We start from the raw sequence: 12,947 nt of genomic DNA, 5'->3' as shown, positions 1-12,947 counted from the left end.
TTTTCTCTGTTGCTATTTTAAATTGTTATCTAATTTATTTTCTTTTATCCGGCGGACATAAGCGATAATAGTACCTAAGGTCAACAGAATAGTACCTAACCACACAAAATTCATAAACGGTTTTGTCGAAAACTCAACTAACACAACTTCAGCCGCCGAAACTTGTTCAGCAGGAAATCCACCAAACGTGAGTTCAACCGATCGGGTATCAGCATTAATATTGGATAAAACAACGGTTAGATTGTCGCCCTGACAACTCGGTAATTTTGTAACGGGCGAAAATTTTTTATCGTTCTCATAAATCATTTCCGGTTTTAACGAATAAACACTATCGTGATATATAACTTTTAGGCTGGCAACAATTTTCATGCTCGACGACATCTGGTGGTCGTTCATTTCAAATCCTAAAAATTCGATTTGATAATCGAAATAATTCTGTTTTTCTCCCTTCGCTAAAACAAGTTTATCAGAAGCCTTTTGTGTGTTTTGCTGCCGTTCCATCACTGAAATATATAAATCCTTCAACGGAAAAATCGTAATATCGGGTTCACGCATCCATGCGTTGTTATACTGACTAAAATATAATTTTGGATGTTTTTTAAAAACACCGCCATCTTTTTCGATATCGATATTGATGTTAGTTTTTCCGTTGGGCAAATCAGTTGCGTTAAGATATGTAAGATTGTATCCTAAAGCTGCTCCAGACTTATTCTGTTCGAGTTGAACCTGTTGCGACCTGTCATAATTACCCGATATTATAATTCCAATCAGCATCATACCCACACCAAAATGCGCCAGCGGAGCTCCGATATTTAGCCAACTGATTTTTGCCTGACTGATTATTACCATACTATTCGTCCAAAAAGCAAACACAGCAGAAAAAATAAATAATAAAATATCAATCTTGTGTACACCGAAAAAGTATGCGGCGATCGTTGAAACTATTGCAAGCGACATTGAAATCAATAAACGATTTTTAAACAAACCTACAGTAGAAACTCCCCAAACCAAAAGGGGTGTAATACCGAGCAGAGCAGCCATCAAAATACCGATTGGAAAGTTTACTTTATTATAAAAACCAATATCAACTTGCGAAGGACTTGATGCGAATAAACCGGTAATAATCGGAGATGAAGTTCCAATTGAAATAAAAAGTGCCGACACAACAAAAACAATCATCCCCCAGAAAATTCCGCTCTCACGATTTAAGTGGAAAGGATCAACTTTCGTAGATTTTATCTTTTGGAAATTTTTTACTAATAGATAGAGTCCTATTACCAAGCAGGCGAGCATAAATACAGTTAAGAAAACATTTTGGCCGTTATCCTGAAACGAGTGGACTGAAAAATTAGCTAACACACCGCTGCGTGTAAGAAATGTTGCATACACAACTAACACGAATGATACAATAGCTAATACAAAATTAAATTTTACCAGTGAGTTTTTAAATTTTTGAACTAACAGACCGTGGAATAATGCAAGAATCGTAATCCAAGGAACTAATGAGGAATTTTCGACAGGATCCCAGCCCCAGAAACCGCCCCAGCCAAGAACTTCGTATGCCCAGAAACCGCCAATTATTATTCCGGCACCGAGAGTTATCGACGACAATAAAGTCCAGGGTAATGCTTCCTTTATCCAATTGCTAAAATCTTTTTTAATAAATGCTGCCAAAGCTAATGCAAAAGGAATAGTAATCGCAGCATAACCAAAAAACAAAATAGGAGGATGTACTACCATCCATGGGTCTTGAAGAAGAGGGTTTAATCCGGCACCATCGGGAGGTGTGGAAGGAAGCAACTCGAAAGGACCTTTATCTACCATTAAAAAAATAAAAAATGCTTTTACTAATAACACAAAAAACATTCCCCACGATTCGTACTCCTTGGCTGTTCGTATAAATATCATTCCGAATATACTGATGCACAGTGTCCAAAATAAATACGAACCCTCTTGTCCAGCCCAGAAGGATGATATCAGATAACCGAGTGGAAGATTCCGCGAACTATACCTGTAAATATAATCGTATTGGAATTGGTGAGATAATATCAGATACATGAAATAACTGCTTGCCAATGCAATAATACCGAATGTAATTTTATAAAATAACCTTGAAGTTTTCAGCAATTGTGTATCGCCATTGCGCGACGTGAAGTAAAAATATGCTGAAATAAGAGATGTGATTAGTGCTGCTATTAATGTAAGAACACCAAAATTCATATTTATTTCCTTTTAATTTTTTCTATTGACTGAGATAACTGTGTTAAATTTTTCAATTAATGTGCCATCGAAAGATTCTCCTAAAAACAGTATCTTTCGATATTATTATGCCTCCCGCTTAAAATTTTCCCACTAATAAGAAGTATTACAGGTATTTTCTTATTTCTAATAGGTGCGAGTTGTTAAACTTTTTCAATCCCTAATTCATCCATTTTCCGGTAGAGCGACGAAATACTGATGCCTAATTCTTCAGCAGTTTTTTCTTTATCGAATCCGAACGTAGCCAATTTCTGCTCAATATAATTTCTTTCAAAGTCTTTAAGTTTGTCCTTTAATTTTGGCGACCCTACATCACCCTGTAAGTAAAATTTTGGTTTAAAATCCTCCGGGAGATCTTTCATTGTAATATATTCGCCTTCAGAAAATATCAGTGCGCGCTCAATGATGTTTTCGAGTTCACGTACCTGACCTTTCCACTTGTGGTTCATTAAAGCACGCACTACATCGTTGTCGGCTCCGCGCACCAGTTTGCCCATCCGTTCGCTATGTTTTGTCATGAAATGTTGAACGAGAAAACTTATATCTTCCTTCCGTTCCTCTAAAGCAGGCAGATGAATTTCAAATATGTTAATCCGGTAAAATAAATCTTCGCGGAATTTTCCCTGTTCAACCAATTCATGTAACGATTTGTTCGATGCCGAAATAATTCTAAGATCAATTTTTATCTGAGTAGTGCCTCCTACGGGAAGGATTTCTTTTTCTTCAATGGCACGTAATAGCTTAACCTGCAAATGCAAAGGTATCTCGCTGATTTCATCTAAAAATATAGTTCCACCGTGAGCAATTTTGAACAATCCCTCCTTGTCCATAGTCGCACCTGTAAAAGAACCCTTCTTATGTCCAAACAGTTCGCTCTCAAAAAGTGTTTCTACAATTGCACCACAATTTATTGCTACAAATTTATTCGAAGCCCGGTTGCTGTTGTAATGAATTGAACGAGCTACCAATTCCTTTCCTGTCCCGCTTCGGCCTGTTACTAAAACTGTCCCGTCTGTTTTAGCTACCTTTTTGATTAGATCGAAAACTTTCTTCATGGCAAAACTATTGCCGATTATATTATTAAAATCATACTCGCGATTCAATTCCGAACGCAAGTACATATTTTCTTGCAGCAACCGCCGGTAATCAAACAATCGCTTAACCCGAAGAATCAGGTCGTCAAATTCTAACGGCTTCAGGATATAATCGTGCGCACCGTGGCGCAATGCCGATATTGCAGTGTCGATCGATGCATAAGCTGTAATTATCATAACAAATGTTTGAGGAGAATACTGTCGTATTTTTTTTAAAAGTTCGATTCCTTTGATCTCAGGCATTTCGATATCCGATATAACTAAATCGAAACTCTCCGATTGAATTTTTTCAAAAGCTTTGGCGCCGTTTTCAGCTTCATCAACTTCATAATTTTCTTTTTGGAGAACGAAAACCAAAGATTCACGTATTATACTTTCATCATCTACTATTAAAATTTTTTCTGCCAATTTATTTCCTCTTTTTATTATCTCGGTAATGTAACTGTGAAGATACTTCCAACTCCGACTTCACTTTCAAAATCAATTTCGCCCCCAAAATTTTTCACTATCCCATAACTTACCCATAAACCGAGTCCAGTTCCTTCTCCTATTTTTTTGGTAGTAAAAAACGGTTCAAATATTTTGTCAGTTATTTCTTCGGGGATACCCTTACCTTTATCGTGGATGCGAACCTGTAAATTATAACCGCGTATCATTGTTTCAACTTTAATTTCACCGGGTTTACCATCCATTGCATCTACAGCGTTCAGAAGTAAGTTTATAAATACTTGAATAATTTGATCTTGCACTATTGTTACTTTGGGAAGATTATTATCCAGTTCTAAGTTAAAAGTTATATCTCTGGATTTTTTTCCGTAGCGAACTATGTTAACGGCATCCTGAATAACTTTATTTAAGTCTGTTAATTTCACTTCATAATTCGAGGGTCTCGAAAAATCTACAAGCTCGCGTATCGTTCGGGCTATCCGGTTAATCTGGTTTTTAACAAGCTCTAATTTTTCTTTAGCAAAATTATCTTCAGTCGTTCTTTGAATTACTTGCACGAGTGAGGATATCGAAGTTAACGGGTTGCCCACCTCGTGTGCGATACCTGCCGCTAACTGGCCGACTACCGAAAGTTTTTCAGCATGACTTATTTGTCGTTTTAGCTTCTTGATTTCTGTGATATCACGAACAATTGCTGAACTTCCTATTATGTTTCCACTTGAATCGCGGACGAGTGTCCTTGTAAGTTGTATAGAAATCCGGTTGCCATCTTTAGTTAATCGCTCTGTTTCGTAATTATTGATGTAACCTTTCTTCTCAAATTCCTGATTAATAAATTCTAACTCGCCATTTTGCACAAGGTCAGGCGGCACGAGCATTTTAAAATTTTTGCCAATCACTTCTTTCGCCTTGTATCCATAAATTTTTTCAGCCCCTTTATTCCACGACCGTATGTTATATTCCAAATCGAATCCGATGATCGCATCTATTGAGTCGTCAAGAATTGCCGACATATATGCTTCTAATTTTTCAAGCTCACTTTCTAATCGGCGTTGTTCAGTCAAATCGTGATGAGTTCCTAAATATCCAATAATTTTTCCAGATGGTTCAATGATGGGTGAAATAATGAGACGTTCGTTGATGAGTGAACCATTTTTGTGTTTATTTTCGATTTCACTCGTCCACACCTTACCCAACCTGATTGTGTCCCACATTTTCATCCAAAATTCTTTGGTATGTTTACCGCTGTTTATAATTTTGGGATTTTTTCCGATTAATTCCTGTTTCGTATAACCCGTTACTTTTTCGAATGCAGGATTTACATAAATTATTTTACCGTTTTCATCTGTAATCTCGATTGGATTTACAGTATAATGGATTGCATTAGCAAAACGCAATAACTGCACTTGAGCGCGGCGTTGCTCGGTTATGTCGCGTGCGCTTAAAAATAAAATTGGCTTATCAGTACTATTTTTTTGAAGCCGAAGGATGGAAACGGTTACATTTAAGTTTCCGGATTTTGAGGAAATAAATTCAGATTCGAGTGAGGAGATAGTCTTGTTTTTTAATAAACTTCGGATTGATTTTTGAAAAGAGAAGTGGTGTTCTTTTGTAATAAGATCAACTACAGATTTCCCAACCATTTCATTACGAACTAAGCCCAACGATTCAGATGCTGATGGGTTCAGATCAACTATGATACCGTCGCAGTCGATTAGAAAACAATAATCGGTAGATTTTTCAAATAGCTCTTCGCCGCTTAAGAATTGCATTTTCACTTAAAATTTAAAATGAACTTTAGGACTTGATACATTTATTATAACCTTGAAGTCCTTATATTCATTCTGTTTTTCAAGTATTGCCTGATGGAATGCCTTGCGTTTATCCTTCCCGATAATATAGCGTGCACTGAAAATTGGCTTCCAATCTTCGAGGAAAGAACTATCGAGTGTTATGATATGATCTACTTTAATCTTATTTGCAATCTTTGTTAGTTCCAAGTTTATTTTTTGCGCAATTTCTTTTTCTTTGAAAAGAACACGTTCTTGTTGTTTGTAATCTATCCTTTGGATTTTCGATTCGCGTGGTTGTAATCGTGCACTAACGGTTCTTTCCTGAGAGGTTGCACTAACCGCTTTCAAAATTTCACTATCCATTACCAAAACTTCGACATCCCAATCGATCGCATCATGAACATCAATCAAACTATGTAAGAAATCTAAATACCGATCTTCAACAACTCGCACAACTGCTTCTCTTCCCTGCTGCAAAGTCCAAAAATTCAAAGTTACCAGCATTTCGGTTGTATGCATCTGATTTAAAGCGTAAGCATATTCTAACTTTAACTTCATTTTTTCTTGAGGCTTTAAAATATTTGATCCGGTTTTTATAGTAACATATTTGTCTATGTTTATCTTGCTCATAAAAAATCGAACATCTCCATAATCCACCCCGAATATATTTCCATTCTCACCAATCCCTTTTACTTCCAACTCAACCGAAGGGAAGCCTTTACCTTCACTATTCGGTGCGTAGGTAAATCCATATAAACATAACCAGTCGTTAGGATAAATTTCAATCTGAGTTTTTTTCTCTTTCTTAAAGAACACTGATGGGCGTTCGATTTCTGTCGGCTCATCTATGATAGTTGGAGGTGCAAATACTTCATCCTGTCCCATAATTTCTTTTTCATCAGAAGCAAATTCTTGCACCGGTTCTTGTTGTACTATCTCACTTTCGATTTCAACTTCATCAGCACCGAATATTTTTTCTTCAGGTTGGGAAATTTCAATTTCTTGTACAATCGTAGAAGTTTCTTGAACCTGTTCTTGTGAAACTATCTCATTTTCGATTGAGCTTGCAGTAACAACAATCTCTTCGGTTTGAATAGGTTCAATATCTATTTTTAGTTTTAGAAATTCATGAGTCTCTTCTGGCGGGGCAACGGAAATTTCTGTTAGCGGTGTTTCAATCTTTTGGAAGAGTGATTGATGCAAGCGTTTTGCAATTTCGCCACGTTTATCGCTACCTAAAAAATTTTCGAACTCATTTAAAAACTCTTCAGTAACTTTTTCTGGGGGGAAAGCTGTAAATTCAGAAAGATATTGTTTGATTTTTTCACGATCCCTTAATCTTTCCGACATTTCTGCTAAAAGAAGTGCCGCCAACTTATCTTTAAATCGTGATTTCATATTTCACTAAATTCAATTTATTCATAACTACTATTATTAACTTAACAAAAAATACTATAAATTACAATATGAAACGTAGGTGTTAATTTGGATCAAGGAGAAGTTCTACCTACCATAATTTCACATATCTAACAATAATATTAACACGTTATAAATAAAGTAGAGGATTGATCTTTTATCCTAATTATCTGATTCATTTTCTGACTCTCTTTGCTAAATACCGAGTACCTTCCTACGCTTTGTAAGCAACTCGAAATATTTATCCTGCATTGACTCAGAAAGAAAACTCTTTTTAATAGTTTCTTCCCACAAATTAAAAACTGACGATAACTTTGTAAGAACATCTTGGATTACAGGTTCGTTTAACTTAAGTCGTTCATATCCGAAATATTCTATCAGCAATTTTCTGGTAAGATTCCGCTTTTTCCCTCCCAGTGGTAGAGCTATTTCTTCCGTTACATTGCGGAGAGCAATCGTCGTGTTCAGCAAGTCGTAAGCAGGTGAAAGTTCGATTTTCCTATCCCTCCTAATCAAAGAAAAGTTTTTAAGGTGCATATCTTCATTACCTATCAGAAAATTAAAAAGAGTTAGCCGAAATAATTTCACCTTCTCGATCAGCGGAAAAGTACAATATCTATCAATGATTGAAATAATCTGTTCCATACTTGAATCATATTTTGTATCGCGCGTTTTGCACGACAGTTGAGCAAAATCTTCAACGGAGAGTTTTTTTTTTCTTGGAATACGATCAAACCGTTTGATAAAGTAAGTGAGTGACTTATCTTTGGAATAAATCAAACCATGGAGCGGTACCTCGATACCCAATAAATAGGCAAGTTTCATTGTGAGGTCTTCGTTCTCCGGTACTTCTGGAAAATAGCTTTGTGGTTTGAGGATGTAAACACCCCCATTATCAACTACTTCGAATTTTCCCTGAGCAATGTTCAGTACGGCACTCAACTTCGGTTGCATTCCTTGTATTGACATCTTCGAAGCCCGGACAACAGCTTCGTTTCTCTGTTCCTCTGCGGAATATGGAATATCCTCAAGATTCTTTAACTGACGGGCTAACAGTTTCAATCCTTGAGAAGAATAACGGGTTCCGGATTGAATCTCTTCGTATGTAATCGGACAGCGGCTCATGATATTTCCTCTACTGTAACTGCACCGACGAGGTCTTTTCCAACAGCAACCAGTTGGCTGAAGAAATCATACTTGTCAATTTTTCTTTGACGTAACAAACCATCTAACATCACTCCCTCAGGAAGAACACCATCAAAGAAAGGTGGGAAGCAATTGAAGCGTATCTCACGTTGTTCTATCGGCATGGTCAGCGAAACAGGATCGCCCTCGTAGGAATCGAGATATCGAAATATGTACTCGATACCTCTCGTCAATTCTTCCAGCACACCGGCTTCGATTCCCTTCACAAAAACCTTAGCTCTTTTCATCAGATACCTCGCGCTCGTAATCTTGCATAAGTGAGCTTTCTAACCTGACAATAATATTAAGTGCGTGTAAGATTTTTCTAATCGTATCGAATTGCATAGTCTCCTTTCCCTTCTCAAGGTCGAACACCGCTGTCTTCCCCACCCCAGCTAATTTTGAAAGCTCGCCTTGGTTCAGACCAGCTTTTTTTCTGTGATACTTAATAATCTGTGCAATATTTTGGCTTTTATTCATCGTTTTTCCTGCTTATACGGTATTTTTTTTATTTTGTAATAAAATACTGTTTTAACAGGACAATGTCAAGTAGATTAATGTTATAACAGTAATTTAGGTTTAACAAACAATTGTTTTACTGCTAAAACAGTATTTAGAAGAAGGGAATTAATATGACACAACAAACATTTAACACACTTATGCACTTTACTGAGAAACTAAGCCGTGACTCAGACGACCGCAAGGAACTGGTTCTGCTCGCGTGGAAAGAAAGCCTGCGTATTAAAAGTAAAGCTTCAATTCCGATCTTGAACCACAACATCCGTTCATCGTCTTAATAATTGTACCTCCCTCTCCAACTGCATAAGTGGTATCACTATGCACAAATCGGACACCGTAAGGTAATTATGGGAAAACCGTTTATAATCGTGACTTTCGCATTTGACTTTTGTTTAGCGGAGCGCGATACGCATTCGGCGGACAAATCCTTGCAGATGTCCCGCATGCGACTTTATACTTGCGGAGGGTGAGGGACTTGAACCCCCACGTCCCGAAGGACGGCAGTTTTTTCCGCACGTTATATTTGCGGAGAGCGAGGGACTCGAACCCCCAAATCCTTGCGGATGCCGGTTTTCAAGACCGGTGACTTACCATTAGCCTAGCTCTCCAGTTTCGAGCTTATGCGGAACTGCCATACCATTAGGCGAACCCTCAATAAATGAAGCTGGCTACCCGCAAGCTGGTTAATTTACCATTAACAAAACTTACCGATAATTCTTTTTTAAGAATGTAATTCGGTTTAAATATATGAAAAATGTATTTAGGAATCAATCTTTATCCGAATTGTGTTAAAATTACACCACAGATGGCAATCACTCCACCAATAACAAATATCGGTGTTATTGTTGTTCCTAAAAGGACTACCGATAATATTGTGGTAATTACAGGTTGAAGATTTGTAAAGATTGCTACCTTACTCGTATCGATTTTACCGAGCGCATAATACCAAAGTCCGTATCCTAATAATGAAGTACCTAATCCTAAATATAATATTCCACCAACGTCAACAGTACTTAGATGAGAAAAATCGAAGTTGACGACTCCAAACATTCCAAGAGGTAAAAAGATAACTGACCCTAGAATCATTGTAGCTGAACTTGTTTTAAAAGCACCATACTTCAAAATTAATTTCTTCCCGAAAACTGTGTACACCGACCACGAGATTACCGCTCCAATCAACATCAGATTACCGAGCGTATATTCTGAACTTAGGTTAATTCCTCTTTCAAATACCACCAACAAAATTCCGATTAAAGCGATGCCGATACCTAAACTTTTTGTAAGAGTAAGTTTTTCGCCAAGAAAGAAATAAGATAATATTAAAACCATTGTAGGAGTTGTTGCATAAAGTAGTGAAGCGTTTGCCGGTGTAGTAAATTTTAATGAGGATAAAAAAACAAATTGATTAAGATAGATAGCTACAAACGAGAGGAAGAAAATCATCGGATAATCCGACTTATCGAACTTGAAGATCGTTTTTCGGAAAAAAGAAATTATCAAGAAATCCACGGCGGCAATTAAAGAGCGGAGCAAAGTAAGTGTAACAGGGTCAACATCGCCCACCATCACTTTGGATACGATGTGTGTTCCGCTGCCAATGAGTTGTTGGATTATTAGAATAATATAAACGGACAAAGAAATATACCTTTCAAAAACTGAACGTAAATATACTATAAAAAAGTAGGAAGAACAATCTTTGTTTCCCCATCAACTTTTTCTTATCTTTGGTTTGAAATTTATGGATACTTGGCGAAAAAATTTATTCACTATCTGGTCTGCACAATTTCTCGCTATGGTCGGAATGAATTTAGTCGTCCCTTTCCTCCCCTTCTTTATACGTGACCTCGGCGTAAACGGCGACGAGGCTGTTGCAAAATGGAGCGGTCTTGTCTTTGCCGCACCGTTTATGCTTTCATTTTTTTTTACACCTTTCTGGGGAGCGATGGGCGACAGATACGGAAGAAAGTTAATGGTTGTGAGGGCAATCTTTGGACTTGGAATCGCACAGGTGTTGATTGGTTTTAGTCCAAATGTCGAATTTCTTTTCGCACTTAGAATGATACAAGGTGCAATTAGTGGATTCATACCATCTGCGCTGGCTTTGGTATCTTCCACCGCTCCAAAAGATAAAACCGGATACGCTATCGGGATGCTGCAAACAGCTACTGCCGCCGGAACTGTTATCGGTCCGCTTGTCGGGGGTCTCTTGGCTGACATTGTCAGTTATAGGTCGATTTTCTTTATTGTTGCAGCATTATGTCTTGCAGCAGGTTTTATGATTATTAAAAATGTTAAAGTCGAAGAAACAAAATCGGGAAATGACAATAACGAATTTACATTAAAGACAAATTATAAATACGTGTTCAATTCGAGTAGAATTAAAATGGCTCTATTTCTGATTTTATTGACTCAGATGGCAATCGTTTTAGTCCAGCCCATCTTTGCACTATTTGTAGAGACTTTCCCGATTGATAAGAGCTATCTTTCAACAATCACCGGTCTAACATTTTCAATAATGGGTGTATTTATGATATTCTCTGCACCTACATGGGGAAAGTTTTGTGATTCTAAGGGCTATCGAGCGAACGTTGCGATCGCAACTGTAGGCGCGGCAATAAGTTTTATATTACAAAGTTTTACAACATCGATAATTCAAATAATTATACTGCGCGCAATGCTTGGAATATTTTTAGGTGGAATAATCCCTTCACTCTATTCTTATGTTTCGAAGAATACTGAACCATCACGTCAGGCGGGTGTAATGGGAATTGCCTCCAGTGCATTTATTCTTGCTAACTTAATCGGTCCGCTCTCCGGCGGATATTTCGCTGCTCATCTCGGATTGCGGGAAACATTTATAGTTTCTGGCGTAATCTTGTTCGGCGCCTCATTTGTTATTTACAAATTCTTGAAAGAACCGATTGCGCCATCCGCAAAGGAAGAAAATGTTTTTAGATCCGAATAACTTTTCTACCTAAACGGGCACTTCAGAATTTTGCTGCATCTAAAATATTAATTGGGAGTTTGAATCTTCGGAAATGTTTTAAATTAAATGTTAGTAAAGAGTTGATGTTGTTATCAATAGCTGTTTGGGCTAAATAGAGATCATAAATTTGAGAGCCAGTAACAGACCTTAATTCATTCGCTCTATCCAGACACCGCGCGTATGTATCAGGTTTGGGGTGAATCATAGCAAATATTTGTCTGTAATTTCCTAATTCCTCAACAACTTTCCTTGGCGGTACATTAAACCCCGAAAATGCAATAGGAAAATGGTTCTTTTGTTAATTGGTTTACGTCAAATGTTTAGTAGCAAAAGAACAGAATATATTTTCTAATGCAATGCATTTAAAGATTCATCGGCTAATTTGTTCTGTGACAATAAGTTACATCGATATAAATTACAGATTATTTCTCTAATGCAATTTTCGGGGTAAACCTGGTTGCTACCGAATAAAATTCAAATAATACTTGATCAGAAATGCAGCCAATAAAACTGGTAACCCGAGCAAGTTCAAGTATCGGGAAGGCATGTTTATGATGTGAGAGATTTTTAAATGCTGCATGAAGTAAGATACCTGTATCGAGAGCTATTACTTCCACTGTACCACCTTATCGCTTATAAGCAAGAGTTCGTAAATCAACTTTTTTAGAAACTTCCTGATCAAAGACATGAAAATCGCCTTGAAACATTGGTACTGACTTTTTAAGGAAATCCTCCACTGAATATTCAAATTTATTTGAGGATTTTTTAAAAATGTTTATCCTAACACTTTTTCTTTTATTATTTTGTGTAATTGTTTTCATCTCGTTATATCCTTTGTGAAAATATATTTAAATAAAAACATAGCCAAAGAAACGTTTTTTATCAAGTGATATTTACATATTACGCTTTGGTGCGAATTGCCAGCTAACGGTTCAGCGCTTGGCGAAGGCGGGCATTAAATGCTCGTCACTGTCGCCACCACACAAAAGTAAATTAAAAATTACAAAGTTTCGTATCGCACTGTCCACCCGATTGCAACAAGCCCTTATTAGCGGCTTCGATACTATCATCACGTGGACCATAAAATTAATTGTTTTGAGATGCTCTTACAAAGTTCCCAAAGTATTCTTGCATCACTTTGTTGGAGGAAAACTCCGTAAGTTTTTTGTTTGTAAGGATGAATAAAATTTCTATAATCTCTCAGAACAACACCTAAATCTTTTTCCGTTTGAGTTATCCATTTTAGTT

General features: G+C 37.0%; 11 protein-coding genes and 1 tRNA gene. 1 reads left to right on the top strand and 11 read right to left on the bottom strand.

Annotated elements, in window-relative coordinates; all coding sequences use genetic code 11:
• Positions 1 to 12: 12 nt before the first annotated feature.
• The 9 genes from ccsA to QME58_08910 form a co-directional block, all read right to left on the bottom strand.
• Positions 13 to 2,220 (bottom strand): cytochrome c biogenesis protein CcsA, encoded by a 2,208-nt coding sequence (gene ccsA, locus QME58_08950; GenBank protein MDI6803957.1) that lies wholly within the window; start codon positions 2,218 to 2,220, stop codon positions 13 to 15.
• A gap of 182 nt (positions 2,221 to 2,402) precedes the next feature.
• Positions 2,403 to 3,761: a sigma-54 dependent transcriptional regulator gene (locus QME58_08945; GenBank protein MDI6803956.1), complete on the bottom strand. Its 1,359-nt coding sequence runs from the start codon at positions 3,759 to 3,761 to the stop codon at positions 2,403 to 2,405.
• A gap of 17 nt (positions 3,762 to 3,778) precedes the next feature.
• Positions 3,779 to 5,572, bottom strand: a complete 1,794-nt coding sequence (locus tag QME58_08940) for a PAS domain S-box protein (protein MDI6803955.1) — start codon at positions 5,570 to 5,572, stop codon at positions 3,779 to 3,781.
• A gap of 6 nt (positions 5,573 to 5,578) precedes the next feature.
• Positions 5,579 to 6,991 carry a GvpL/GvpF family gas vesicle protein gene (locus QME58_08935; GenBank protein ID MDI6803954.1) on the bottom strand — a complete coding sequence of 471 codons (1,413 nt, stop codon included), beginning with the start codon at positions 6,989 to 6,991 and terminating at the stop codon, positions 5,579 to 5,581.
• 213 nt (positions 6,992 to 7,204) lie between these two features.
• Positions 7,205 to 8,134 carry a HipA domain-containing protein gene (locus QME58_08930; GenBank protein MDI6803953.1) on the bottom strand — a complete coding sequence of 310 codons (930 nt, stop codon included), beginning with the start codon at positions 8,132 to 8,134 and terminating at the stop codon, positions 7,205 to 7,207.
• On the bottom strand, positions 8,131 to 8,442 hold the full coding sequence (locus tag QME58_08925; GenBank protein ID MDI6803952.1) for a HipA N-terminal domain-containing protein: 312 nt from the start codon (positions 8,440 to 8,442) through the stop codon (positions 8,131 to 8,133). Before QME58_08925 ends, QME58_08930 begins: the two co-directional genes overlap by 4 nt.
• On the bottom strand, positions 8,429 to 8,674 hold the full coding sequence (locus QME58_08920) for a helix-turn-helix domain-containing protein (protein MDI6803951.1): 246 nt from the start codon (positions 8,672 to 8,674) through the stop codon (positions 8,429 to 8,431). The genes QME58_08925 and QME58_08920 overlap by 14 nt, the downstream gene beginning before the upstream one ends.
• 565 nt (positions 8,675 to 9,239) lie before the next feature.
• Positions 9,240 to 9,321: transfer RNA gene (locus QME58_08915), tRNA-Ser, on the bottom strand.
• A gap of 166 nt (positions 9,322 to 9,487) precedes the next feature.
• Positions 9,488 to 10,348, bottom strand: a complete 861-nt coding sequence (locus QME58_08910) for a DMT family transporter (protein ID MDI6803950.1) — start codon at positions 10,346 to 10,348, stop codon at positions 9,488 to 9,490.
• A gap of 103 nt (positions 10,349 to 10,451) precedes the next feature.
• On the opposite strand from QME58_08910, the gene QME58_08905 reads away from it, so the two are divergent.
• The gene (locus tag QME58_08905; GenBank protein ID MDI6803949.1) at positions 10,452 to 11,678 is read left to right on the top strand and encodes an MFS transporter; all 1,227 of its coding nucleotides are present in this window, start codon (positions 10,452 to 10,454) and stop codon (positions 11,676 to 11,678) included.
• Positions 11,679 to 12,121: 443 nt separating this feature from the next.
• Here the strand turns inward: QME58_08905 and QME58_08900 are convergent, their stop codons facing one another.
• The gene (locus tag QME58_08900) at positions 12,122 to 12,316 is read right to left on the bottom strand and encodes a hypothetical protein (protein MDI6803948.1); all 195 of its coding nucleotides are present in this window, start codon (positions 12,314 to 12,316) and stop codon (positions 12,122 to 12,124) included.
• 9 nt (positions 12,317 to 12,325) lie between these two features.
• Entirely contained in the window at positions 12,326 to 12,520 is a 195-nt protein-coding gene (locus tag QME58_08895) for a hypothetical protein (protein ID MDI6803947.1), read from the bottom strand.
• Positions 12,521 to 12,947 lie beyond the last annotated feature (427 nt).

The sequence above is a fragment of the Bacteroidota bacterium genome (assembly GCA_030017895.1).
Lineage (GTDB): Bacteria > Bacteroidota > Ignavibacteria > UBA10030 > BY39 > JASEGV01.
Note: the sequence above shows the minus strand (reverse complement) of the source record. Positions and strands in the feature narration are given on the sequence as shown.